Here is a 23,546-nt window from a genome sequence, read left to right as displayed (position 1 = left end):
CGGGGGAGCAGATCGTTCTATCCGAAAGGTAGAGTCCCGGGCGACGCCCCGAATTGAGGAGCATCGCATGTGCCGGAGCGGGACCGATCCTGCGTGAGCTCCACAATGCGCCGTTCCCGGAGCTTCGTCAGGCAGTGCGCCCAACCGGCCACCTTCCCTCGCCCCATCAGGGACGCAACCGAAGGTCAGTTGCAAGGTCGCCTATGGGTTGAAAGCGGACACCTGCCGTGGTGTGCTCTCCGTGTGGGTTGGAGTTGCCATTATGGTGGTCGCGAACGTGGTCGAAGCCCTCGACATCGACGGAGATGATAGCGTCGATATCGTTGTTGCCGTCGAACAAGCCTTCGGGATCAAGATCACCGACAGCGAAGCAGAAGCCTGTCAGACGGTTGGCGACCTCTTCCGGGTCATTTGCGCTCACGTCCCGACTGTCGAACGAAGCGACGCCATCCCCTGCCTAACGGCTGCAACGTTCCGCGAGCTTCGTCGCGTGATCAGGTTGATCGAACCGTCGCTCGACCTTCGCCCAGCGACCCTGTTGTCCAGCTTCGCCGGCCATCATGATCATCGAGAGTGGCACGCGCATCTGAAAAACACGAGCGGCCTGTCAGTCCCAGACCCGTCATTGACGGTGCCCTCAATGGTTGGCGGGCTAACGCTATACGGCATTGCCGCTGCTGGTGCGGTCGCCACGTTTGGGCATGATGCTGCCGGCTTCTTTGTAGCCGCGCTTTTAGCCCCCGCGGCCGGCTTCATTGTTCATAGCTACGGGCGTCGGACGTGGGACGCAAACAGAACCTTGGGTGATCTCGCGAGAGAGACGGCGGCCTACAGCTTAGGTCAGATCGCCAAAGCGCACGGCGCGGTACGCACGCGAGAACTGTGGGAGGCGCTAGTAATCGTGCTCCGCCCCTTTTCTCGACACACTGGCCTTTTCGCGCACGAGACCCGCTTCTTCGCGAAGCAGAAATAAGGGTTCCTGCCAATGTCCGACATGGGTGGGAAGCAGACCTGTCCAGACCGGTTCGATTAGCCCTGCTTACCTCGTGCGTGCTGCCTCGATCTCCCGAAGAAGCCACGCCAGACGACCTCGCTTGTCACTATCATAACCTGGGTCCCTGAGCCGAATGTCCTGATCAGACACCCATTGGTGAAGTTCCAGCCACGCCTTCCTAGCTGTTCGCTCCGCAGCGCCGAACTCCTCCCAAGTTACGCTAGGGAGAGCTTCGGCAGCTATCGTTCCTCCGGCAGCGATCTGCCTCAAGGCGTCGGTGAGCGGAATGGAGTTCACCTGTTTGTCTTCCCCGGGTGGATGACGCTGAGTGGGAGGCCGACCTTCACGAAGCCACCCGCCGCGATTTCCCATTCTGACGCTGAGCCGAACGTCCGAGAAGGGTCGGAAGCGGCCGAGTTGCCTGCTTCCGCTTCTCCGGCTGCGTGCCCGAAAGTGCTCGTTCCGGTCCGCGGCTCAACGCGGCGATCGGGCGTGCGCAGTCACGTTGTCCGAAGGGAAGATCATCCGGTCGCACCGCTTCGGGAACTGGCCTGAACGGCAGAGTGCGCTTTCACGGATCGTCCGCCCGCTCGGGCGTTTGAAGTCGCCTCGTAGCGCCGGCATGCGGCCGGCACGCCGTCGCCCGCCGCGGCACGCGGATCGCGGCTTCCAGTTGCACCGAGGCTGTCATCCGGACATGCTCCTCCTCATCGGAGGATTCTGCTCATGTCGGTTTGGTCGAGGCCGCGCGCCCTGCTCGCAACAATCGTGCTCGCCGCCGCCTCGTCCTCCGCGCTATCGCCCGCGCAGGCCGATGGTGGACGCATTCAGTTCTCGGTGATCAAGGCGGGCCTGGTGATCGGTGGTTCCGGCGGCAGCGGCACGCTCAACTTCAAGGGGCGGCGCTACCCGCTCTCCATCGGCGGGCTCAGCTACGGCTTCACCTTCGGCGCCTCGCAGACGGATTTCCGTGGCACGGTCAGCAACATCCGGCGGCCGCAGGATGTCGAAGGCGTTTACGCCGCCGGCTCAGCGGGAGCCGCGCTGGGCCGCGGCGCGCAGGTGATCGTCCTGACCAATCAGAATGGCGCGGTGCTCACGCTGTCGGGCCGGTCTGTCGGCGCAATCGTTTCCGCCGACCTCAATGGCCTCGCGCTTTCCTTGAGCCGTTAGCGGCGTCCTCCGATCCGTCGCCCGTATGCGCCCGTTCCCGCGTTCCAACCGAGCACCCGGCCTGATCGCTGCAGGCTTGGGTTCCAGCCGACCGGTCGTTCTGGATAAGTGATGGCGGCTGTCCTGCTCGGCGGGTAGACCAGGCGCGCACCCTCGATGTCCAGGCCTTCTGGATGGCAGAAGCCTCACGGACGGCGCGGCGGACGACGCCGGCGCCGCCGCGCCGGGCGGCCGTCCGGAAGCGGGATGTCGCGCGGACGCGTCCAGCCATACGCCTTCGCCCACCGTGACAGGCGTGACCCGCACCCGTGCGGCGATGATGACGGTCGGCAACTCGGTCTGTTCGAACCATCGCCGCGCCGCCGCGACGGTCTCGGGCGCGTAGGGGCGGCCGCGGCGGCTCCCGGACTCGGCGAGCGGCGCCGTTCGCGCGGCCGCGGTGAAGCGGCGGCTGCCGGGCCTTGGGGACGGCCGCGTCCAGCCGCGCTTCCGGATCCAGATCGAGACCGTGGCCTGGCTGACGCCGGCCTGGGGTGCGTTGTTCTACAACTTCTCGCTCCTTGGCGTGAGGCTCAGAGCGGCGCACGTCCCCAAGATCACGGCCGACGCCCGTCACCAGCACAGAACCGAGTTCTTCACGGAATAGGTGGAGTGCAGATATCGAGCGGGAGCGTCGTTTAGCTTAAGCGACGGTTCGTACCGCCCCAAGCTTCCCGAGTGCCGCCGTACCGTGCAGCGATCCGCATCACAGTGGCCATACTGCTCGGAACCGTCGGCGCTTGGCTCCTTCAAGGGAACCATCAGCAGCAAACACTCTGGCTTGTATTGGTCGCCGTTGTAGTCTTGGGCTGGTGGTCCACCATTTGAGTCTTAGCGCTACGGTGAGACTGGTCTCAGAACACTGCCTTAGGAACGAGTTGGGTGGTTTGCGGACCCGCCGAAACAACGACCGTAACTAGCCTTCGAGGTGGCGATCATTGCGGCTCATCTTGCGCAACCGTGCTGCTGCTCTAACTGCGCTTTCTCAAGCGTGCCCGGAATATGAGAAAAGCCAAGACCACCGCCAAGGCAGCTAGGGCGATCATGCTCGCGCTTTGGCGGTCGAAGGCGAATATGAGGATGAGGGATACTGCGCAGAGCGATAGCGCGATCTGAATCAGTACAAGCGTCCAGGTGACCCTGGAACTACCTTCATGCCTGTCGAAGGGGTTGCGCCACCCCTCAAGCCAAAGCCAGACGTTTGCCAGGGGCGTGAAGACACCGCCGAGGAACTGCCATAGTGTTATCCGAGGGAAGCGCTCCTCGTCGTCGTCGTGTATCAAGGTAAGCCGGGTTGCTGGGCAGATGACAAGATGCTCTAGCACAGATTACGGAGGCTCGGCGTCTAGCCTTCAATAAGCGATGTCCCTCTTGGGTTCGAAAGCGTCCGAACGGCTACGCCCGCGTGCCCGTCCCGCTCGCCCGAAAGCGGTCCTTCCGGTCCAGGCCTTGCCCCGTCCGCACCGGCCGTTCAGCCGCCGCGCATTCCGGTGGCACCGTCAGAAATGCTGGAACGACCCGGCGGAAAGAGGATATGGTGCCCCGTTGCGCAGGATGGCGAGCGGCTCCGGTCCGCTCCGCACCTCGCCCAGGACGGCGAAGCCGATCCCGAGCGCGGCGGCTTCGCGGGCGAGCGCGTCGAGACCGTCCGGCGCGGCGGTGAGCAGGATCTCGTAATCGTCGCCGCCTGAGACGAGGCCCGGCAGGAGGTCCGGCGTGGCGGCGAGCGCGGCCTGGGCGGCGGGCGAGAGCGGGACGCGGTCGAGCGCGAGCGTGCCGGAGACCCCGCTCGCCCGCAGCATCTTGGCGAGGTCACCCGCGAGCCCGTCGGAGACATCCATGGCGGCCTTGGCGTGGCGGCGGAGCGACGCCGCAAGCGCGGTCCGGGGCTGCGGGTTGCGGTAGCGGTCGAGGAGGAAGGCGCGTTCGGCCGCGGAGAGCGCTTGCGCCCAGCCCGGCTCCGGATCGAGACCGGCCTCGGCGCGGGCGAGCGCGAGGCCGAGCGCCGCGTCGCCGATCGTGCCCGTGACGCAGATCGCCTGGCCCGGTGCGGCCGCCGTGCGCCGGACCATGCGGCCGGCCGGGACGGCGCCGAGCGCCGTGACCGAGATCGAGAGCGGCCCGGAGGTCCTGACCGTGTCGCCTCCCAACAGGGGGCAGGCGAGCTCGCGCGCCATGCCGCCGAGGCCCGAACAGAAGCCGGCGAGCCAGGCTTCGGTCCAATCGGCCGGGAGCGCGAGCGTGAGCAGGAAGCCGAGCGGGTCGGCCCCCTTCGCGGCGAGGTCGGACAGGTTCACGCCCAACGCCTTGCGGCCGATCGCGCCCGGCGGATCGTCGGGGAGGAAATGGACCCCGGCGACGATCGCATCCGCCGTGAGCACGAGGTCGTGGCCGGGCGGCGGAGCGAGGAGCGCCGCGTCGTCCTTCAGCGCCAGAGCGCCCGGGCCGGCGAGCGGCGCGAAATAGCGCGCGATCAGCTCGTCCTCGCCGGGCCGGGGCAAGCGCCCCTCCCTAGCTGCGCGGGCGGGACGGACCGCGCGCCTTCATCTCGCCTTCCCGGACCTCGCGCGCGATCGCATCGAGCACGGCGTTCACGAGGCCGGGCTCCTCCTCGCCATAGAAGCCATGCGCGACGTCGACATATTCCGAGATGATGACGCGGGCAGGGACATCCTTCCGGAAGGCGAGCTCGTAGGCGCCGGCCCGCAGGATCGCGCGCAGGACCGCCTCCACGCGCGTCAGCGGCCACCCGGTCGCCAGCGCCTTGTCGACGAGCTTGTCCACCGTCACCTGCTCGGACACGGTCCCGCGCAGGATGTCGCGGAAGAAGGCGTTCTCTGCGGGTTTGAAGGAGACCCCCTCGACCTCGCGGCCGATCCAGAACGCCTCGAACTCGGCCATGGCGTCGATCACGCCCTTGCCGGCGACATCCATCTGATAGAGGGCCTGGACGGCGGCGAGCCGCGCGGCGCTGCGCTCGGCCGGCTTGGATACGGGCGCGCCTCTAGCCACGGGTGCCCTCCCTCAGCCGGCGGGCATGCCGGAGCACCCCGAGCGCGGCCTCGGCCGCGCCGCCCCCCTTGTTCATCTCGGACACGCGGGCGCGCGCCCAGGCCTGCGCCTCGTTCTCGACCGTAAGGATCCCATTCCCGAGCGGAAGGCGCTCGGCGACCGAGAGATCCATGAGCGCCCGCGCGCTTTCGCCCGCCACGATGTCGTAATGCCCGGTTTCTCCCCGGATGACGCAGCCGAGCGCGACCGCGGCGTCATAGGGCCTGCCCCCGCTCCTCGCGGCATCCACGGCGATGGCGATCATGGCCGGGATCTCGAGCGCGCCATCGACCGTGACGAGGTCCCAGGAGGCGGAGGCGGCTTCGAGCGCCGCACGCGCGCCTGCCAGGAGCTCGTCGGCGATGCCGTCGTAATAGCGCGCCTCGACGATCAGAACGCGCGCCCCGGGGACGGGTTCGCGCGGCTCGGCCCTTGTGTCTGTAATCATCTCGTCCAGCTGGCCGCGGAGCTCGGGGCGAGCCGCAGCGAGCGGGTGACTACCCGCCCTGCCCCGCCTCGACAAGGCGCGCAGCGTAGCGCGCCATCAGGTCGACCTCGAGATTCACGCGGTCGCCCGCCCGGCGCTCGCCCCAGGTGGTCACGGCGAGCGTGTGCGGGATGAGGAGCACGGAGAAGGTGTCTCCCTCGACCGCGTTGACGGTGAGCGAGGTGCCGTCGAGCGAGACCGAGCCCTTCTCGGCGACGAACCGCATCAGGCTCGACGGCGCGCGAAGGACGAAGCGGGCGGTCGGGCCCCATTCGCCCTCGCCCGTCACCTCCTCGCGCGCCGCGATCTCGGCGACGCCGTCGACATGGCCCGTGACGATATGCCCGCCGATCTCGTCGCCGACCTTCAGCGAGCGTTCGAGATTGAGGCGCGTCCCCTCCCGCCAGTTCGCGGCGGTCGTCCTGGCGAGCGTTTCGGCGGCGACGTCGACCTCGAACCAGGATCCCTGGTTGCGCGGCCCGGATGCGACCACGGTCAGGCAGGGGCCGGAGCAGGCAATGGAGGCGCCCAGCGCGATCGTCTGCGGATCGTAGGCCGACTCGATCCGGAACCGGCGGAGCTTCTCCCCGCCGGACGCGGCGACGACCCGCCCGACATCGCTGACGAGACCGGTGAACATCAGGGCGCCCTTTCGAAGACTTGGATGCGATCTGGCCCGACCTGCTCAACCGACAGCGGGATGAGCCTGGACCGGAGCGCCTCCGCAAGGTGGGGTCCGATGGCCACGAGCCCGGGCCGGCCGAGCGGGCGCTCGTTCGTGATCACGACCGCCTCGTCGACCAGATCGTCGCGCGCGAGCGCATCGGCAAGGGTCGGCCCGACCTCGCACAGAACCCGTGTCAGACCGGTATCGCCGAGACGTCGCAGGGCGGATGTCAGCTCGATCCTCCCCTGGTCGTCGCACGATGTCCGGATGATGCGCGCACCATGATCGGACAGCGCCCGCTCGGCATCCGGATGCGCACCCCGTCCGCACAGGATGATGGTCTGGCGCTCTCCGGCCGTCTTCACGAGGCGCGACTGCGGAGGCGTGCGCAGCCGGCTGTCCAGCACGATCCGCACGGGCGAGCGCTCCTGCAGGCCGGGCAGCCGCACATCGAGCCGCGGATCGTCGGCAAGGACTGTCGAAACCCCGACCAGCACGGCGTCGGCATGGGCCCGCAACATGTGGGTCCGAGCATTGGCACCCTCCCCCGTGATCAAAAGCCGCCCCTGTTGTTCCGCGGCGGCAAAACCGTCCGCCGTCTGGGCGAGCTTCAGGGTTACGGCGGGCCTTCCCTCCCGGACCCGAGTGAAATGCCCGCGATGATCGCTCGCCGCCTCGGCTGCCAGCACGCCGGTTTTGAGCGCGATGCCGGCCTCCTGGATCATCGCGTGGCCACGCCCCGCCACACGCCCGTCCGCATCCTCGAGTGAGGTCACGACCCGGCTTACCCCCGAAGCGATCACGGCCTCTGCGCAGGGAGGCGTCCGGCCATGATGCGAACAGGGCTCGAGCGAGACATACAGCGTCTTGCCGCGGGCGGCCCCGCCGGCCTCCGTAAGTGCAATCCGCTCGGCGTGCGGGCGCCCACCGGACTGCGTCATCCCGACGGCGACGATGCGGCCGTCATCGGGATCGACCAACACCGCCCCGACGGAAGGGTTCGGCCAGGTCCGGCCGAGGTTGCGGTACCCGAGCGCCAAGGCGAGGCGCATGAGCCGCTCGTCTTCCGGATGTCCGGTCACGCCTCGGCGCGCTCAGGCGGCGGGCCATCCTCGCCCGCCGCCTTGTCCTCCGCGGCAAGCCTGCCGATCAGCTCGGAAAAATCGTGTGCGTCCCGGAAGTCCTTGTAGACGCTGGCATATCTGACATAGGCGACTGCGTCGAGCGTGCGCAGGCCTTCCATCACGAGCTCGCCGATCGTCCCGCTGGGGATCTCGGTCTCGCCCGAACTCTCGAGCTGGCGCACGATGCCGTTGATCAGCCGCTCGATCCGTTCGGGCTCCACGGGCCGCTTCCGCAGTGCGATCTCGACCGAGCGCTGCAGCTTGTCACGGTCGAAGGCGACCTTGCGGCCCGACCGCTTGACCACAGTCAAATCGCGCAGTTGCACACGCTCGAAGGTGGTGAAGCGGCCGCCGCAATCCGGGCAGACCCGTCGCCGGCGGATGGACGACGCGTCTTCCGCCGGGCGGCTGTCGCGCACTTGGGTCTCGAGGCTCCCGCAATAGGGGCAGCGCATCGGCCGGACCTCGTCCTGAGCTCAGCCCTGAGGCGCCGCGCGTCAGCCGTAGATCGGGAAGCGGCGGGTCAGCTCGCGGGCGCGCTCGGCGACGGCCGCCTCGACGGCGCCGTTCCCCTCCTCGCCATTCGCCTTCAGCCCGTCCAGCACCTCCACGATCATGGCGCCGACCTTGCGGAACTCCGCGACGCCGAAGCCGCGCGTCGTGCAGGCCGGCGTCCCGAGCCGGATCCCGGACGTCACGGTCGGCTTCGCGGTGTCGTTGGGCACCCCGTTCTTGTTCACGGTGAGATGGGCTCTTCCTAAACTGGCCTCTGAGGATTTTCCTGTAAGCCCCTTGGAGCGCAGGTCCACCAGCATCAGGTGGTTGTCCGTCCCCCCGGCGACGATCTTGTAGCCGGCCGAACTCAGCGAATCGGCCAGCGCCTTCGCGTTCTCCACCACCGCCCTCGCGTAGAGCTTGAAATCCGGCCGCAGGGCCTCGCCGAAGGCCACGGCCTTGGCAGCGATGACATGCATCAGCGGCCCGCCCTGCAGCCCGGGGAAGATGGCGGAGTTGATCCTCTTCGCCAGCTCCTCGTCGTTCGTCAGGATCATGCCGCCGCGCGGCCCGCGCAACGTCTTGTGCGTCGTCGTCGTCGCGACATGCGCGTGCGGGAAGGGCGAGGGATGCGCCCCGCCCGCGACGAGCCCGGCGAAATGCGCCATGTCGACCATGAACACGGCCCCGACCTCGTCCGCGATCTCGCGGAAGCGCGCAAAATCCCAGAGGCGCGAATAGGCCGAGCCGCCCGCCACGATCACCTTGGGCTTATGCTCGCGCGCGAGGTTCGCCACCTCCTCCATGTCGATCGTCTCGTCCCCCTCACGCACCTTGTAGGAGACGACGTTGAACCACTTCCCGCTCATGTTCACGGCCGAGCCATGCGTCAGGTGCCCGCCGCAGGCGAGGTCGAGCCCCATGAAGGTGTCGCCCGGCTTCATCACGGCCATGAACACGGCCTGGTTCGCCTGGCTGCCCGAATTCGGCTGCACATTGGCGAAGCGGCAGTCGAAGAGCCGGCAGGCGCGCTCGATCGCGAGTTTTTCCGCGATGTCGACGAAGGCGCAGCCGCCGTAATAGCGCCGGCCCGGATAGCCCTCGGCATATTTGTTCGTCATCACCGAGCCCTGCGCCTCGAGCACGGCGCGGGAGACGATGTTTTCGGACGCGATCAGCTCGATCTCGTCCCGCTGCCGCCCGAGCTCGCCCTCGACGGCGCGAAAGATCTCCGGATCGGCATCGGCGAGGCCGGCGGAGAAGAACGAATTCGACAGCCGGTCGCCGCCGGACGGGGATGCGCTCATGGGTTCTCGCCCTTGGGACTTGGCTCGCGGGATCTGGGCCTATGCGGAGGGTTCCGCCGGTTAGCACGCGGGGCGCGGCGGGGGCAAACGGGCCGGCCGTGATCCTCCCCCGCTCTGGATCCTCCCCCGCTCACGGGGGAGAGCCTGCCCTCGGGCCCGACCCGAGGTGGCGAGCGCAGCGAGCCGGAGGAGCGAGAGGTAACTCAACCGCCCTATCGGGTATTACACCGTTGTTTTCTGCCTGACTATTTCACTCTGCCCTTCGCGCCGGCAGTATCCTTCTATGTTCGACATAGCTCCCAACGACATCTCTCAGTTGAATGACATCGACCTGCGCGAGCTTGTCGGACGTCTCTGTGAAGCCGAGCTCGCCAGTCGCAGGCTTTCCCCCGCCGCCGTAACGTGGGGCGGCAACCAAACAGCGGCGGACGGTGGCCTCGACGTGCGTGTCGCGCTGCCGGCAGGTACCCCCATCGACGGCTACATCCCAAGATTTTCGACGGGGTTCCAGGTCAAGACACCAGACATGCGGAGGGTTGCTATCCTCGCCGAGATGCGGCCGGATGGTGCGATCCGGCCCGTCATCCAGGAACTCGCCGACGAGGCGGGCGCCTACATCATCGTCAGCTCGCACGGATCAACGGCCGACATCGCTCTTCGGAATCGGCGAAACGCCTTGCGCGAGGCCCTGACGGGGGTCGCCAACGCCGCTCAGCTCCACACCGATTTCTACGATCGCACGCGGCTTGCGAGTTGGGTGCGAAAGCACCCCGGGCTGATTACCTGGGTCAAGGAGAAGGTAGGCCGCGCTCTCGTCGGCTGGCGTCCTTATGGGCCGTGGAGTGGCGCGGCGGAGGGCGTCGAGGCCGAGTACCTGCTCGACGACAAGCTGCGCCTGCATCTCGGCGGGCACCGCGATACGCCCGCGCAGCCCGTCGCCGACGCCATAGACGAGCTGCGTGACGGGCTCGCCCAACCTGGCAAGATGGTGCGCTTGGTCGGCTTGTCGGGGGTGGGCAAGACCCGCCTTGTCCAGGCGCTCTTCGATGCGCGCATCGGCTCGCTTCCCCTCCCGCCGTCGCTCGCCGTCTACACCAACCTTTCGGACAACCCCGACCCGCAGCCGACCGGCCTCGCCTCTGACCTGATCGCGACCCGCACGCGCGCCATCCTGATCGTCGACAACTGCCCTCCGGATCTCCACCGCAGGCTCTCGGATCTGTGCGCCGCATCGGGCAGCACGGTCAGCGTCCTCACGGTCGAGTACGACGTGCGCGACGACCAGCCCGAGGGGACACAGGTCGTCACCCTGGACACGTCCTCGCCCGAGCTGATCGAGAAGCTGATCCGACGTCGCTTCCCGCACGTGTCCGAAGTTGACGCACGCACCATCGCCGAGGCGTCCGGCGGCAATGCCCGGATCGCGATCGCCCTCGCCGGGACGATCGAACGCTCCGAGAGCATCGCCGGATTTTCAGATGTCGACCTCTTCGAGCGGCTTTTCTGGCGGGAGCGCGACCGAGATCACGCGCTCCTGCGCGCTGCAAAGGCGTGCGCGCTTGTGTACTCATTCAATGGCGAGACACTGGACGGAGATGAGGCTGAGCTGCCGCGGTTATGTGCGTTCGCCGGCCAGACGCCCGCGGAGATGTACCGGCACGCTGCTGACCTGCTCCAGCGCGATCTGGTGCAGCAGCGCGGGGTGTGGAGGGCGGTGCTGCCTCATGCTCTAGCGAACAGGCTAGCCGCGTGGGCTCTCGACGAGATCCCATACCAGCTGATCGATCAGCAGCTCGTGACGGGCGGAACGGATCGGCTCGCCCGGTCCTTCTCGCGGCGACTGGCATTCCTGCACCAGCATCCCCGCGCCATTGCCATCGTCGAGCGGTGGCTCGCGCCCGGTGGCCTGCTGGGCGACGTGACCGCTCTCAATGACCTTGGCCGAGCGATGTTTGAGAACGTCGCCCCAGTGTCGCCCGGGGCCGCGCTCGCGGCTCTGGAGCGGGAGGGCGATGGCAATCCAGAGTCGGCCGCGACGGTATGGCGGCAATATCGGTCGTTGCTGCGCTCTCTGGCCTACGACCCAACCCTTTTCGAACGAAGCGCCTCTCTACTGGTGCTGTCGGCGACGCAGAGCTCGGACGAGCGAAAGGCCAAAGAAGCTTCGGACACGTTCGTCTCACTCTTCACGATCTACTTGTCAGGGACGCACGCCACCATCAAACAGCGCCTCGGGCTGATCGAGCGGCTGCTCCGATCCGGCGAGGTGAAGCAGCGCTCGCTCGGCTTGGCCGCCCTGGATGAAGTTCTGGAAGCGACACACTTCAGCTCCGGCCATCGTTTCGAGTTCGGGGCGCGGTCGCGGGATTACGGTTACCGGCCCGGGAGCGATGAGGACGTCACCCGATGGTACGGCACCGCGCTGGCGCTGATCGAACGGTTGGCATTCACCGAGGAGGTGCTCAAGCCCGAGTTGGGCGGTCTGCTGGCGCGGAACTTTCGCGGGCTGTGGACCTCGGCGCACATGTTCGACGAACTCGAAGGTCTGTCCCGCCGGTTCGCCGCCGACGGGTTCTGGCGAGAGGGCTGGGCCGCGTGCCGGCAGACCATGCGTTTCGACAGGGAACGGCTGACCCCAGACAGCTCGTCTCGCCTTTCCGCTCTGGAAGCCGTGCTCAGGCCGTCCAACCTCTCGGAACGGGTCCGGGCGGTGGTGCTAGGCGACAGGTCGGGCGGGCTCGACCTGGAGGACATTGACCTCGAAGGCGACATCACGAGCGAGTTCGAGCGGCTTCAAGTGATCGCCGCCGAGCTTGGCGCGGCAGTTGCCGCCGACGAAGCGGTGTTCGCAGATCTCCTGCCCGACCTTCTCCGTGGCGGGAACAGGGCCTGGGCGTTCGGTCGTGGGCTCGCAGGCGCAGCCGAGAACAGCCGCGCTACTTGGTCAAGGCTCGTGGAGGGTCTCGAGCAGATCCCGCTGGAGCAACGCGACGTTCAGGTGCTCCGAGGCTTTCTCGCCAAATTCTGGGAGCAGGACAGAGACCTTGCGCAAGACTTCCTCGATGCGGCTCTCGACCAGCCCGCTCTCATCGCGTTCATGCCAGTACTGCACTCGGCGGTGCAGCTTGATGCGCGTGGTGTCGAGCGGCTGAAGCAGGCCCTCAACTCGGATCAGGTGCCGGTCTGGATGTATCGAAACCTGGCGCTCGGGCGAACGACGGACCAATTGGGAGCCGGGGATCTGAGAGATCTGCTCCAGCTGATCGCTGACAAACCCGACGGGTTCGAGGTAGCTCTAAATGTCCTCTTCATGCGCCTATACTCGGATCGCTCGGCACAGAGACAGCATGAGCCCGAACTCCTGGAGGCCGGTCGAGAGTTACTGCGGCGCATCAGGTTCAGAAAGGACCACCAGCGTGACGACCATAATTTGGCGGGGGTCGTGCGAGCCTGCCTTACAGGGCCAGAGGCCGCGCTCCTCGCGGCGGAAGTCGCCGGCCGGCTGAGGCGGGCCGTCGCGGCATACGAGACCTACTCGTTCCACAACGACGACCTGCTTAAAGCCCTGCTGGCGGTCCAGCCAGTGGCCGTTCTGGATGCCCTATTCGAGGGAGAAGACCAGGAGCAACGGGCGGGTGTCGGCGTGTTCGACCACCTACATGACTACCGGCCAAATCCAGCGGACGAGATTCCGTGCGAGGAGCTCGTTGCTTGGTGCAACCGAGACCGCGAGAGGCGTTATCCGATCGCCGCCTCATTCGTCACGTTCGCCCGCCGATCCGGTGAGGCCAGCCCCCTGGCGTGGTCCGAGGAAGCGATCGCACTATTCGCAAACGCACCCGAACCCGACCGTGTTCTGATGATCTTCATCGAGCGGTTTCGGCCGACAAGTTGGAGCGGCTCGCGCGCAGCGATCATCGAGGCGAACGCTCGGTTGCTGGACGATCTGGAGCCCCATCTCAGTCCGGATCTGATGTCCTTTGTTCAGGTTGCCCGCGCTAAACTCGACCACGTGATTGCGGCTGAGCGCCAGTGGGAAACTGAGCGGGACCGCGAAAGAGATGAAACATTCGAGTAGCAGAGCTGGTTACATCCTTAGGTCGACATACGAGAGCCGACCTAAGAGATCCTCGGATCGAGCCCGAGGATGACGGCCCGTGGCGCGCCCCTCCGCCGGGCTTCGACCGCCCTTCCACCGCCGATCGAGCGAGGTCACGGCGAGTGGGGTGCTTGACGTTTAGTGAAAATAGGTCTATTTTCCTGAATGACAAATACAGGACCCACCCTGCCCGGCTGCGCCCCACGCCCCCTTCGCCGGGCGGAGCTCGGTCCCCCTCCGCCATGGGCGAGAAACCCCCTCCGGCGCTGCACGCCACCCTCGTGTCGTCGCCCGAGGGCAGAGTCTTCCCCCGCGCCAGCCGGGCCTACCCGGTTTGCGCATGCCTGATTGCGGATCTCGGCAAGAGCCGGGATCCGATGCGAGGGAGGATAACCGGCGCCAGCGGCCCCGCCCTGCCCGGCTTCCGCTCGCCGGGCAGCGCGGCGGCGGGCATCCGATCGTGCCGGAGGTGGTGGCCGCGGCACGGGCGCTGCTGGAGGGCACCCGGCTCTCCTTCGAGGCGATCTCCGAACGGACGGGCGTGTCGGCGACGAGTCTCTGCCGCTGGCGCAAGCGGAACGGGTGGCAGCGCCCGGCAGCGCCCGGTCCGGATCGGGTGCGTCCGCCCCGCTATCGCCGCGGGCGTGGAAGACCCTACGCGGCGGACGCGATCGGCATGGCGCGGGATCTCGTCACCGGGACGCTCCTGTCGCAGAAGGCGATCGCGCGGCAGGTCGGGGTGTCCCAGGCGCAGATCTCGGTGTGGATCCGCAGACGCGGCTGGGAGCGGCCGGCGGTGCCGTCCCATTCGCGGCGCTTCGCGGCGTCGAAGCGGAGGGGCGTGCTCGCCGGCGCGGGGGATCGCCGCGGCCGGCCCTATGCGCCGGAAATCCGCAAGGAGGCGCGGGCGCTCTACGAGCTGACGCGGCTCGGCACGGCGCTGATCGGGGCGCGGCTCGGCGTGCATCCGGGCACGGTCGCGCGCTGGGCCAGGGAGGATGCGTGGGAGCGCCCGCGCGGGCGGGCCAACGCGGCGCAGCTGCGGGGGTTCTTCGGGTCCGGCGCGTCCGGGCGCTGATCCCCGCCTGGACCCTCCGCCGGAACTGACCGGGACGGCCAAGGTTGGTTGCAAAAGGCTGAGGTTTCGAGGGTTTCCATGAACAACATCATCTGGCTTGTCGGCGCAGTGGTGATCGTCCTCGCGATTCTGTCGTTCCTCGGCCTGCGCTAGGTTTTCCGGGCCCGGGTCCACTCTCCCCGGCGGAGAGAGGGACAGGGTGAAGGGGATGCGCCTTGTCCGGAGAGGGCACGCCCCTTAACCGTTCGCCCTCCGGGCAACTCGGCCTCCCGCTCTCGGGAGAGGCGGGGCGCGCGAACGAAAACGGCCCGCGTGAGTGGGCCGTTTTGTCGGAGCAGGCGGGACGAGGTCCCGGGTCGAGCCCGGAGATGACAGGGACCCTCGGGACGCGCCCGAGGGTGAGTCCTGATGCTCCGCCTCAGGCTCAGTTCTGGAGGAAGGCCGCGTCCGGATCGTCCGGCTCGATCGCGCCGCGGCGGGCGAGCGCGACGGAGAAGTTGCCGAGCCCGTCCTTGTTGTAGATGTCGTCGCGGAACTGGACGAGGCCGTCCGGCGCCGCCCAGGCCGTGATGTAGACCCAGTAGACCGGGATGGGCTGGGCCAGGGTCGCGTCCGTGCGCGAGCCCGCCTCGAAGGTCTGCTCGATGCGGTCGCGGTCCCAGCCGGGCGTGTCCTTGAGGAGCCAGGTGATGTAGTCGCGCACGTTCTGCACGCGCACGCAGCCGGAGGAGACGAAGCGGAAATCGTCGCCGAAGATGCCCTTGGACGGCGTGTCGTGCATGTAGACGCCGTGCGGGTTCGGGATGTTGATGCGCACGAAGCCCATCGAGTTGAGGTCGCCGCCCGGATCCTGGCGGAACATGTAGCGGGTCGCCTCGTCCGAGCGCCAGTTGATGCTCTCCGGCCGCACCTCCTGCCCGTCGCGGTTGAACACGCGGATGCGGTTCTCCGTCAGGTAGGTCGGGTTCTTCTGCATCATCGGGATCAGGTCCTTGCGGACCACGGAGGCGGGCGCCGTCCAGAACGGGTTGAAGTTCACCTGCGTGATCTTCGCGTTCATGATCGGCGATTGCCGGTCGATCTTGCCGACGCCGGCGGCGTGGCGGGTGACGACGCGGCCGTCCTCGACCGTCTCCACGAGCGCGGCCGGGATGTTCATGATGACGTAGCGCTGGCCGAGATTGCCCGCATAGGAGCGCAGCCGCACGATGTTCAGCTCGAGCTGCTTGAGCCGCGTCTCGGCCGGGACGTTCATGGAGGCGAGGGTCGCCTCGTTGAGGATGCCGGTGGCGTTGAGGCCGTGCCGCGCCTGGAAGCGCTTCACGCCCGCCTCGACATAGGAATCGAAGATCGGCGAGGAGCCGGCCGCCGGGTCGAGGTCGCCCTCGACGATGAGGCGCTGGCGCAAGGCCATGACGGCGGGGCTCTTGGAGCCGACGCGCAGGCCGGCCGGCGCCGCGAGGCGCTCCCAGCCGCCACGGTTCACGATGTCGCGGTAGCGCTCGGCCGCCTCCTCCGTCGCGGCGACGGCCTGGGGCGAGAGGATGGGCGTGGTGGAGCGGGGGACGCGGATGCGCGCGACGGCATCGTAATTCTGCGCCCATTCCGCCTGCTCGGCGGCGGCGGCGGGAAGCCCCCCCGCGGCGGCGAGCGCGACGGCGGCGGAGGCAGACAGGAACTGGCGGCGTGACGGCATTCGGCCCTGCTCTCGGAAGCTGGTGGCGGCGTGAGCACAGCGGCCCAGGCGCGATGCCAACCATCACTGCCCAAGCCGCGGTTAAGGAAGCCTGAGCAGTCCGGCCGTTTTGTGGCGGTGCGGCAGCGCACACCGCGCCGTGCGGAGCAGGACGGTCCGCCTCAGAGGCGGTAGCGGATCTGGTCGGTCCAGAAGCGCTCGAGCCGGACGAGCGCCTGGTTCAGCCGGGCGAAGTCGTCGGTCGAGATGCCGCCGATCGGCTCGATGGTGCGGGCATGCTTGTCGTAGAGCCCCGACACGATGTCGTGCACCTGGCGGCCCTTGTCGGTCAGGCTGATGCGGACCGAACGCCTGTCCACCCGCGAGCGGGCGTGGTGCAGATAGCCCATCTCGACGAGCTTCTTGACGTTGTAGGAGACGTTCGAGCCGAGATAGTAGCCGCGGGTGCGCAGCTCGCTCGCCGTCAGCTCCTTGTCGCCGATATTGTAGAGCAGCAGCGCCTGCACGCTGTTGACGTCGTCCCGGCCGCGCCGCTCGAACTCGTCCTTGATCACGTCGAGGAGGCGGCGGTGAAGCCGCTCGACCAGGTGCAGCGCCTCCAGGTAGCGCGGCTTCACGCCTTCCTCGGCCGCCGGAGCTTCCGGCTGAGCGACCTTCTTCGCCAGGTTTGCCATCTGTTGCCTCATGCCCTGTCTGCCGGCCGGGTTCTCCCGGTCCGTTATGAGGCCAACCTAGGTTACGCGAATGAAGACCACTTTAAGTAAGAGGATGAATCGGCGATTTACATCTCTACGTAAATGAACCTTGAAGTTGCTGGTTTGTTAGGTAAACGAGTCGTTAGCAGAGCCTACAAAATCGTTACTCCGTCACTCCTCGACCGCCGCGAGCCAGGATATAGTCAAGTACATCATCAACCCGATGATGAATAGCGCAATGAGAAGGGCGCCGTTGGCAACGAAGCGGGGAAAGAACACGGCAAGGATCAGGTGGCTCATGACGGCGAGGAGCCAGAGCACGCCGCCCCATGTCGAGGTGAGCCAGAGGCCGACGGCGGCAATGAGATCGATCACGGCGAAATAGACGGTCACGGCCTGCTGGCCGGTCGGGCGCGCCTCGAAGGGCACCGTGCCCGCGATCCCGAGGATATGCGCCCAGGCGATCAGGCCCTTCACGGCCCAGACGAGCGCCATGATGCGCATGAACCAGACGAGGACGAGGTTCCAGCGCAGGTGCCGCGGCGCGGCGGTCGCGAGCAGGCGGTCGTCCTCGTCCGCGACGCTCGCCCCGCCGATATAGCGCACGCCCAATCAGGCCACTCCCAGCTCGGCCGGCCCGAGGGCCGCGAAATGCGCCGCCACCCAGTCCGGATCGACCTCGTCGATGCTCGTCCGGCTCCAGCGCGGCGCGCCGTCCTTGTCGATGATGGTCGCGCGCACGCCCTCGTAGAAGTCGGGCTCGTGCACCACGCGGCTCACGATGCGGAACTCCGTCGCCATCGCCTCCTCGAAGGAGAGGTCGCGTCCGCGGCGGACCTGCTCGAAGGCGATCGCCAGGCTCGAGGGCGCCTTGGTCCGCATCTCGGCGGCGGTCGCGCGGGCGAAATCCGAACCGTTCGCGGCCGCTTCGTCCAGCCGGGCCAGGATGGCCGGCACGCTCTCGGCCGAGAAGCAGGCATCGATGACGGCGCGCTCGCGCATGATCGGGCCGGGCTCGCTCGCGCGGCACGCGGCCGCGAGCACCGCGTCCACGTCCCCGCCCGCGGCCAGGTCCCCGAGCACCTGCGGAAAGGCGCCCGACGGCACGACATGGGTCGCGAGCCCGAGCCCCCCGGCATCGTCCGGGCCGACCCGGGCGCCGGTCAGCGCCAGATACATGCCGGTCGCGCCCGGCAGGCGCGGCAGCGCGTAGGTCGCCCCGACATCCGGGAAGAAGCCGATGGCGACCTCCGGCATCGCGAAGCGGTAGCGGTCGCCCGCGACGCGGTGCGAGCCGTGCAGCGACACCCCGACGCCCCCGCCCATGACGATGCCGTCGATCAGCGAGACATAGGGCTTAGGATAGCGCTTGATGCGGATGTTGAGGTGGTACTCGTCGCGCCAGAAGGCGAGCGCCTCCCCGTGCCGGCCGCCCTGCCCGGCCTCGTAGAGGGCGCGGATGTCGCCGCCGGCGGAGAAGGCCTTCCCGCCGGCTCCCTGGACCACGATCCGGGTGACGGCCGGGTCCTTCTCCCAGGCATCCAGCGCGCGGGCGAGGTCCAGCACCATGCCGTGCGTGATCGCGTTCAGCGCCTGCGGGCGGTTCAGCGTGACGAGGCCGGCGGCGCCGCGGCGCTCGCAGATGATCTCCGGTTCGCTCATGCCCGCGGCATAGCCGGAAGGGACGGCCGAGAGCAAACGGCGGAGCCGTGGGGCAGCTTCGATGCCGGGACAGGATCGCCCGGCGGCGCTATGCCCAGGTCCGGAGGTGGTAAAGGCATCGGGTCTCGCGCCACTCACGCGGTCGGCTTCGACCCGAGTTGGAAGCTCATGAGGTCTGCTTACGGGCATTCCGCTCCGGCTTCATCGACCCGTCCTGGCCGAAATCGGTTCGACTGCTCTGAAGCGCGCAGGGCAGGGAAGCGGACGTAGCGCTCTCGTCCGTTCTGACCGAGCAGGAGAACGCGCCGAGCTTTCCTGCTCCGGTAGGCCGAAGTGGCCGTCGGTGATAGAACCGGCTAAGATGCAGTTTTATAAAGGCGTGGTTGAGCGCAAGAAGTAGGGTGCCGATTGGGGAGTGCCTCACCATGAACGATGGCTCGCCTATCCATCTTGATCTGAACTCAGAGATTTTAGCGGACCTTGATAGCTGGATCGCCGACGCGCCACACCCCAAGCCGTCGCGTTCCGAGGCTATCCGGCAGATCCTTGTCGCGGCCTTAGACGTTCGCCGCCGAGATCAACAGCGGGCTAACCGCGCCGAGTGTGCTGATCAGGCCTTCGCCGCTCATCTCAGGGCCAAAGGATTCCTGCCTGACTAAGCTGCCCACATCACGCGGGCCGGCAACTGTTTCACTGACAAAAGCCGTTGCCGCCGGCATCACCGGCGCCTTGGGATACTGGCGAGCATCGAAGATCGCGGGCTCAGATTCCGAGGCATAGATCTGGCCCGCTCCGCTCGGGAATTACGAGATCTCGCGCGTCGTTACGGCAAATTTGATCAACTCGGCCGGGCCGAATGTGAGTGTGAGCGGAACATCTGCTGCGTCCCTTCCATAGGCGATCAGGATGCGCCCGATTCGCGGGTCCTTGTTGCGCGGATCGAACATGTGCCAGCCTTCTCCGAGGAAGACTTCTATCCAAGCCGCAAAATCCATCGGCGAGTTGGGCGGCGGAAGGCCGATATCGCTCACGTATCCAGTGCAATAACGAGCTGGGATGTTGAGGCACCGGCAGAACGCTACCGCTAGATGGGCGAAGTCACGGCAGACCCCTCGCTGCCCTTCGAATGCCTCGAAGGCTGTCCGGGTCGCTCGGGAGGCATCGTAGCTGAACGCGATGTGGTCGTGAACGAAGTCGCAAACCGCTTCTACGCGCTGGAGGCCAGGCGGCGTGTGGCCAAATAGCTTCCACGCGATCTCAGACAACCGGTCCGTCTCGCAATAGCGGCTGCCGAGCAGGAAGACGAGCACATCCCCAGGGAGGTGCTGAACGGGCGTTTCTTCAACTTCAGGCGGGGGCGGATCCCACTTCCCGTCGTCACGCACAACAGTGTCCGTTCGCAGAGTAAAAGCCCCCGAAGGCGCAACGAGACGATTGCACCAGTTCCCGAACCCGTCACGATAGCCGCGGACAGGAACCCAGGGCTCGGTCGTGAGTTCATCGGGCCGCTCAAGATCGGCGATCCGAGACGAGTGAATGTTCAGCGTTGTTAGAATGGGCGTTGCCTGCCCAAGCACATACGACATCTCGCATCCGACCTGGATTCGCATCGGGTCGCCCTATTGCCCCCGTCCTCGAGCCCCAAGATCTTCGCAAAGCTCGTGCTGCTGAACGATCCGATCGAACGACTCTCCCGCGCTTCTGATCGCGTATCGAGTGCCACCGCCGCGAACCGGGTGCAGGCCGATTATCTCGAACCCGCCCGCCCAAATCTCGGGTTTGCCGTCCTCAGCATATGAGACCGCTTCACCGATCTCAAAAGGCCGCCGCATGCTCGGCACAGGAGGGGCGGGCCGGGATGGTTCTGGTTCGACTACATCACGTCTCGCCAGGGCCGGGTGATCGGCTGTGGGACTTAGGTTCTCCATCGAGGTGCTGCCTCGGCTCGGCACGAGCGCTTGTAGGAGCGTGCGCCCGTTGTCGCCCAAGATGCGGATCGCTTCTGTCTGAAACGGCCAAGCCCGGCCGCCTCTAAGAGCCACTGCACCGTCGAGGGCTGCGTGTTCATCTGTTCCGGGGTAATTCCACGTGGACACCACCTCGGGAACACCGCGCCTGAACCGCAGGAACTGAATCATCATGCTCATTGTTGGCTCCTAATTCGTACGCGAGGCTCGATTCCAACAGATTGGTCGAACGAACCGCGTTCGGAATCCGTCGGCGCCTCTGACTGGTCGTAGAAGACGACCGTCGGCCTGGAGCGAAGGACACTGCCCAGATGCGGGCGCGCAGTTCGTTTCTCGATCCCCGGCACGTCGTGAGGCGCCCTGCGGCATCGTCCGCAGCCTCCTGCGCTGCCCCAGCCGTTACCTCACCCTGGTTTCCCAAATCCGCGTGGCCGGGTTCCGACTGAAGGATGAAGTTGGTCATGGTGCGACCTCTCACGTCTAGCGGAGGAGAAGAGTTCGCCTTCAGCAAAAGTCACTCTTCGGGTAGCCCCGTCCGCTAGAAGATAACACTGCTCGGGACCGCCCATGAGGCAGGTGATAACGGTGAGTTCGAAGCGCCGCACCCCGCAGGGGCATCGCGTGCCCACGTGAGTGACTGCGTCGCCTGCGCGGAACCGTTGCTCTGCCACCGTCGCCTCCTCCAGCTCGAATTCCCAGGCGTCCCCTGTTACGTGTAGCCTAGCGCCGTCAGAACCGACGCGAACACGACGGCGGCGATGGCGATGGCCACGAAAACCTGACCTGTCGGCTCGTTCATCCAGCCGTAGCGAGTGCTGATCAACATGGCTTCCTCCTATGCGTGATCTGACCGCATGATCGGTGAGTGGCGCGGGCACCCACCTGAATGTCAGCCGTCAGAATTGTTTGCCTCGGACCCAGTCCCGAACATCCTCCCGGGCGGCGTCGGCGGAAGACCCGGAGCGGTCCTTGACCATAGACGTGAGCTGCTCTTCGTTCTTGATGGTAGAAAGGTCGAAATTGGTCAGAAAGCTCCAGCGCTGCTGTGCAGCGCTCATGTAGCTCTTCTTACGCGAAACCGTCTCGGGGCTCTCGCCACCTCTGAACCCGAACATCTTGCGTCCTCCACCCGGCGCTCGGAGGCGGCCGTGCCATAGGCGTCGCGTCGAGCCCACTATTTAAGATATGAGTCCGAATAACAGTCGTTACAAGGAGCCGACATTGAATAAAAGCGCGCCGCTCCTACTTATTTAAATGCCTAGCCAGCCCCAGATATACGAGACCTAAGGGAGGTACGTATGCGCTATGTAGCGGCGGCTCATGACAACATGTTCCAACACGCGCTTCGACGTCATCCTGGTGCCGCCGAGGCGAGGTGGCCTAATCTTTCTACAAGGGAATTGTCTAAGATCACGACAGAGCGCCACTTCGCGGTAACCGTAGCAGGACGCTACGGGATCGGGATGGCTGCCGCCGAAAAAGAGGTCCACGGCTGGATAATAAGTCAGAGCTGAGTGCAGGGACGACCAAATCAGGGGACGACCAATGAAGATTATGGTGTTTGCCGCATGCCTCATCGGGCTTTGCGGGTCCGGCGCAGCAGCTCCGCTTCAGCCGGCCGAGTGCGCCAGAACCGTTCCTTTGATAGATCGGGCTGTCGCTTCCACAGACCTCGACGTAGCAAAGCTCGTCCGCGATGGTGACCCGGAAGTTGCTGCTGCAGCCCGTCGCTTCCAGGCGGTCCGGTCACAAGTGCCGCGGTCGGAGGCCGCGCTCATGAACGCGGCGCAGGATCTCCGCTATCAGCTCCAGGTCTGCGCCCACCGCTGATGAAGGGCAGGCGGAAACCGGCGAGACGAATAGGAGCCGAATAGCGATGAAATACGTTCTTCTCATAGCGGCTGTCTTCGCGGGAGACCACACTGCGAGCGAGCCGTCGCTGGAACTGATTCTGACGGCTTTTGACAATAGGACGAGCTGCGAAGAGACGAAAGCCAAATCAACAGGTATCGGTAAGGGTGAAATTCGTGGCCGACAGGTGCTACGGATTGTCGGTGTCTGCCAGGAGCTGAGCGAGAAGGGCGTTGCTCAATTAAAAGAGAGCTTGAATCGGTGAGGGTCGAGAAGAGCACCGTTTCGAGGGCAACTGGGCTCAGAGAGCCATGGTGGGCCTGGGCGGCTCGGAACACTCGGCATGGCCAGTTGTTGGTGGCCTCAGTATGTTTGTTGCTCCGCCCCTAGCAGGGGCACCCTCTCGGCGCTTGGGCACTTTCACCCGGAGGCAGAGCCATGACCCATACCGTCGTTATCGAGAGCCTGGTTTACAGCCCGGACCACGACTCTGTTCGGGCTGTTCTCTCCGGTGAGATGGGAGGCAGGCATGTAGACCTTCAGCTCCATTTCCCCTTGAGAGCTCATGGCGAAGCCACCCCGGACGAACTCCGGCGGAGTGCCCTCCTGGAATTGCAGCAGATTCTAAGGTCCGCCTCGAACGTAACCTTGGCGAGTCGTTCTTACACGGACGCGGCAGAGCCTCCCGAACGGAACGAAGCCACGTCACGATGGGACGACGAGGGTGGCTCCTCGCCGGCGAAGAGCCCCGATATCGTTTGGGCCTAGCACTGCTCTGACAGCGGACGGGCACCACTTGCAGAACGAGGTCAACGCGGCTGCCTGTCCAGGGCGGCGCAAACCGATTCCGAGCCGCGCAGTGTATGACATCTTGACTTATCTCAACGAGGGAGCGGAGGCGGGTCTGGACGGGCTCTCTGTCGAGAGATGCCCTTACTTGGCCGGCTCCCGGAAGGGGGGTCTCTGGATCCGGGGCTTTGTGTGTGCCGAAGCTGGTCCAGCCGTGCCCTTTCCGACATCCTCGCCGCGCTCCGCTTCGGCAGCGGAGCGCGCACCCAGAGTACGTCCACCGAAGCTGTCATGACCGGAACGGGCGCAACGCCGAATGCCCGGTTCTGGGCTGCCGGCGAACTTCGGCTTCCCACCCCTCCCGGCCCATTC

The 23,546-nt window shown here is 66.4% G+C and carries 22 protein-coding genes; 7 read left to right on the top strand and 15 right to left on the bottom strand.

Going from position 1 to position 23,546, the window contains the following annotated elements; all coding sequences use genetic code 11:
* The first annotated feature begins 262 nt into the window (after positions 1 to 262).
* The 3 genes from HJG44_RS13000 to HJG44_RS12990 all read left to right on the top strand — a co-directional run bounded on the left by HJG44_RS13000 (position 263) and on the right by HJG44_RS12990 (position 2,813).
* A complete protein-coding gene (locus HJG44_RS13000) occupies positions 263 to 973 on the top strand; it encodes an acyl carrier protein (protein ID WP_171218764.1) in 711 nt (236 codons plus the stop codon).
* 747 nt (positions 974 to 1,720) lie between these two features.
* Complete coding sequence (locus tag HJG44_RS12995; protein WP_171218763.1) at positions 1,721 to 2,167, top strand: lipid-binding SYLF domain-containing protein; 447 nt, start codon at positions 1,721 to 1,723, stop codon at positions 2,165 to 2,167.
* Between the two features lie 439 nt (positions 2,168 to 2,606).
* Positions 2,607 to 2,813: a hypothetical protein gene (locus HJG44_RS12990; RefSeq protein ID WP_171218762.1), complete on the top strand. Its 207-nt coding sequence runs from the start codon at positions 2,607 to 2,609 to the stop codon at positions 2,811 to 2,813.
* Between the two features lie 364 nt (positions 2,814 to 3,177).
* Here HJG44_RS12990 and HJG44_RS23405 read toward each other — a convergent pair whose 3' ends face one another.
* From HJG44_RS23405 to glyA, 8 genes are all read right to left on the bottom strand, one after another.
* Positions 3,178 to 3,489: a hypothetical protein gene (locus tag HJG44_RS23405; RefSeq protein ID WP_210261076.1), complete on the bottom strand. Its 312-nt coding sequence runs from the start codon at positions 3,487 to 3,489 to the stop codon at positions 3,178 to 3,180.
* Positions 3,490 to 3,705: 216 nt separating this feature from the next.
* Positions 3,706 to 4,707, bottom strand: coding sequence for a thiamine-phosphate kinase (thiL, locus tag HJG44_RS12985; RefSeq protein WP_171218761.1), 1,002 nt, complete (start codon positions 4,705 to 4,707; stop codon positions 3,706 to 3,708).
* Between the two features lie 10 nt (positions 4,708 to 4,717).
* Entirely contained in the window at positions 4,718 to 5,218 is a 501-nt protein-coding gene (gene nusB, locus HJG44_RS12980) for a transcription antitermination factor NusB (RefSeq protein WP_171218760.1), read from the bottom strand.
* A complete protein-coding gene (ribH, locus tag HJG44_RS12975; RefSeq protein WP_171218759.1) occupies positions 5,211 to 5,705 on the bottom strand; it encodes a 6,7-dimethyl-8-ribityllumazine synthase in 495 nt (164 codons plus the stop codon). Before ribH ends, nusB begins: the two co-directional genes overlap by 8 nt.
* A gap of 49 nt (positions 5,706 to 5,754) precedes the next feature.
* Complete coding sequence (locus HJG44_RS12970; protein WP_171218758.1) at positions 5,755 to 6,384, bottom strand: riboflavin synthase; 630 nt, start codon at positions 6,382 to 6,384, stop codon at positions 5,755 to 5,757.
* The gene (gene ribD, locus HJG44_RS12965) at positions 6,384 to 7,493 is read right to left on the bottom strand and encodes a bifunctional diaminohydroxyphosphoribosylaminopyrimidine deaminase/5-amino-6-(5-phosphoribosylamino)uracil reductase RibD (protein WP_346767152.1); all 1,110 of its coding nucleotides are present in this window, start codon (positions 7,491 to 7,493) and stop codon (positions 6,384 to 6,386) included. Before ribD ends, HJG44_RS12970 begins: the two co-directional genes overlap by 1 nt.
* Positions 7,490 to 7,990, bottom strand: a complete 501-nt coding sequence (gene nrdR / locus HJG44_RS12960; RefSeq protein WP_171218757.1) for a transcriptional regulator NrdR — start codon at positions 7,988 to 7,990, stop codon at positions 7,490 to 7,492. Before nrdR ends, ribD begins: the two co-directional genes overlap by 4 nt.
* 42 nt (positions 7,991 to 8,032) lie before the next feature.
* Complete coding sequence (gene glyA, locus HJG44_RS12955) at positions 8,033 to 9,337, bottom strand: serine hydroxymethyltransferase (protein ID WP_171218756.1); 1,305 nt, start codon at positions 9,335 to 9,337, stop codon at positions 8,033 to 8,035.
* 316 nt (positions 9,338 to 9,653) lie between these two features.
* On the opposite strand from glyA, the gene HJG44_RS12950 reads away from it, so the two are divergent.
* Together HJG44_RS12950 and HJG44_RS12945 are read left to right on the top strand one after the other, a co-directional pair.
* A complete protein-coding gene (locus tag HJG44_RS12950; RefSeq protein ID WP_210261075.1) occupies positions 9,654 to 13,415 on the top strand; it encodes a hypothetical protein in 3,762 nt (1,253 codons plus the stop codon).
* 493 nt (positions 13,416 to 13,908) lie between these two features.
* On the top strand, positions 13,909 to 14,514 hold the full coding sequence (locus tag HJG44_RS12945; protein ID WP_171218754.1) for a hypothetical protein: 606 nt from the start codon (positions 13,909 to 13,911) through the stop codon (positions 14,512 to 14,514).
* A gap of 424 nt (positions 14,515 to 14,938) precedes the next feature.
* Here the strand turns inward: HJG44_RS12945 and HJG44_RS12940 are convergent, their stop codons facing one another.
* The 7 genes from HJG44_RS12940 to HJG44_RS12915 all read right to left on the bottom strand — a co-directional run bounded on the left by HJG44_RS12940 (position 14,939) and on the right by HJG44_RS12915 (position 21,592).
* Positions 14,939 to 16,210 carry a L,D-transpeptidase family protein gene (locus tag HJG44_RS12940; protein ID WP_171218753.1) on the bottom strand — a complete coding sequence of 424 codons (1,272 nt, stop codon included), beginning with the start codon at positions 16,208 to 16,210 and terminating at the stop codon, positions 14,939 to 14,941.
* A 161-nt stretch (positions 16,211 to 16,371) separates the two neighbouring features.
* Positions 16,372 to 16,884 carry a transcriptional regulator LdtR gene (ldtR, locus tag HJG44_RS12935; RefSeq protein ID WP_171218752.1) on the bottom strand — a complete coding sequence of 171 codons (513 nt, stop codon included), beginning with the start codon at positions 16,882 to 16,884 and terminating at the stop codon, positions 16,372 to 16,374.
* 192 nt (positions 16,885 to 17,076) lie between these two features.
* Positions 17,077 to 17,511, bottom strand: a complete 435-nt coding sequence (locus HJG44_RS12930) for a DUF6163 family protein (RefSeq protein ID WP_346767167.1) — start codon at positions 17,509 to 17,511, stop codon at positions 17,077 to 17,079.
* Between the two features lie 6 nt (positions 17,512 to 17,517).
* Complete coding sequence (locus HJG44_RS12925; RefSeq protein ID WP_171218750.1) at positions 17,518 to 18,567, bottom strand: enoyl-CoA hydratase/isomerase family protein; 1,050 nt, start codon at positions 18,565 to 18,567, stop codon at positions 17,518 to 17,520.
* A gap of 557 nt (positions 18,568 to 19,124) precedes the next feature.
* Entirely contained in the window at positions 19,125 to 19,286 is a 162-nt protein-coding gene (locus HJG44_RS23400; RefSeq protein WP_210261074.1) for a hypothetical protein, read from the bottom strand.
* Positions 19,287 to 19,370: 84 nt separating this feature from the next.
* Positions 19,371 to 20,177 (bottom strand): transglutaminase-like domain-containing protein, encoded by an 807-nt coding sequence (locus HJG44_RS12920; RefSeq protein ID WP_171218749.1) that lies wholly within the window; start codon positions 20,175 to 20,177, stop codon positions 19,371 to 19,373.
* 1,253 nt (positions 20,178 to 21,430) lie between these two features.
* Positions 21,431 to 21,592, bottom strand: coding sequence for a hypothetical protein (locus HJG44_RS12915; protein WP_246736200.1), 162 nt, complete (start codon positions 21,590 to 21,592; stop codon positions 21,431 to 21,433).
* Between the two features lie 818 nt (positions 21,593 to 22,410).
* On the opposite strand from HJG44_RS12915, the gene HJG44_RS12910 reads away from it, so the two are divergent.
* Together HJG44_RS12910 and HJG44_RS24425 are read left to right on the top strand one after the other, a co-directional pair.
* The gene (locus HJG44_RS12910; RefSeq protein WP_171218747.1) at positions 22,411 to 22,650 is read left to right on the top strand and encodes a hypothetical protein; all 240 of its coding nucleotides are present in this window, start codon (positions 22,411 to 22,413) and stop codon (positions 22,648 to 22,650) included.
* Positions 22,651 to 23,109: 459 nt separating this feature from the next.
* Entirely contained in the window at positions 23,110 to 23,469 is a 360-nt protein-coding gene (locus HJG44_RS24425; RefSeq protein ID WP_430395057.1) for an Rmf/CrpP family protein, read from the top strand.
* Positions 23,470 to 23,546: the final 77 nt, after the last annotated feature.

The organism is Enterovirga aerilata (assembly GCF_013044135.1).
Lineage (GTDB): Bacteria > Pseudomonadota > Alphaproteobacteria > Rhizobiales > Beijerinckiaceae > Enterovirga > Enterovirga aerilata.
Note: the sequence above shows the minus strand (reverse complement) of the source record. Positions and strands in the feature narration are given on the sequence as shown.

What these genes read in the sequence shown, in the direction of transcription:
- HJG44_RS13000 (WP_171218764.1), top strand. Translation starts at nt 263, where the DNA reads ATGGTGGTCGCGAACGTGGTCGAAGCCCTCGACATCGACGGAGATGAT.
- HJG44_RS12995 (WP_171218763.1), top strand. Translation starts at nt 1,721, where the DNA reads ATGTCGGTTTGGTCGAGGCCGCGCGCCCTGCTCGCAACAATCGTGCTC.
- ribH (WP_171218759.1), bottom strand. Translation starts at nt 5,705, where the DNA reads ATGATTACAGACACAAGGGCCGAGCCGCGCGAACCCGTCCCCGGGGCG.
- HJG44_RS12970 (WP_171218758.1), bottom strand. Translation starts at nt 6,384, where the DNA reads ATGTTCACCGGTCTCGTCAGCGATGTCGGGCGGGTCGTCGCCGCGTCC.
- nrdR (WP_171218757.1), bottom strand. Translation starts at nt 7,990, where the DNA reads ATGCGCTGCCCCTATTGCGGGAGCCTCGAGACCCAAGTGCGCGACAGC.
- glyA (WP_171218756.1), bottom strand. Translation starts at nt 9,337, where the DNA reads ATGAGCGCATCCCCGTCCGGCGGCGACCGGCTGTCGAATTCGTTCTTC.
- HJG44_RS12940 (WP_171218753.1), bottom strand. Translation starts at nt 16,210, where the DNA reads ATGCCGTCACGCCGCCAGTTCCTGTCTGCCTCCGCCGCCGTCGCGCTC.
- ldtR (WP_171218752.1), bottom strand. Translation starts at nt 16,884, where the DNA reads ATGGCAAACCTGGCGAAGAAGGTCGCTCAGCCGGAAGCTCCGGCGGCC.
- HJG44_RS12925 (WP_171218750.1), bottom strand. Translation starts at nt 18,567, where the DNA reads ATGAGCGAACCGGAGATCATCTGCGAGCGCCGCGGCGCCGCCGGCCTC.
- HJG44_RS23400 (WP_210261074.1), bottom strand. Translation starts at nt 19,286, where the DNA reads ATGCCGGCGGCAACGGCTTTTGTCAGTGAAACAGTTGCCGGCCCGCGT.
- HJG44_RS12920 (WP_171218749.1), bottom strand. Translation starts at nt 20,177, where the DNA reads ATGCGAATCCAGGTCGGATGCGAGATGTCGTATGTGCTTGGGCAGGCA.
- HJG44_RS12915 (WP_246736200.1), bottom strand. Translation starts at nt 21,592, where the DNA reads ATGAGCGCTGCACAGCAGCGCTGGAGCTTTCTGACCAATTTCGACCTT.
- HJG44_RS12910 (WP_171218747.1), top strand. Translation starts at nt 22,411, where the DNA reads ATGAAATACGTTCTTCTCATAGCGGCTGTCTTCGCGGGAGACCACACT.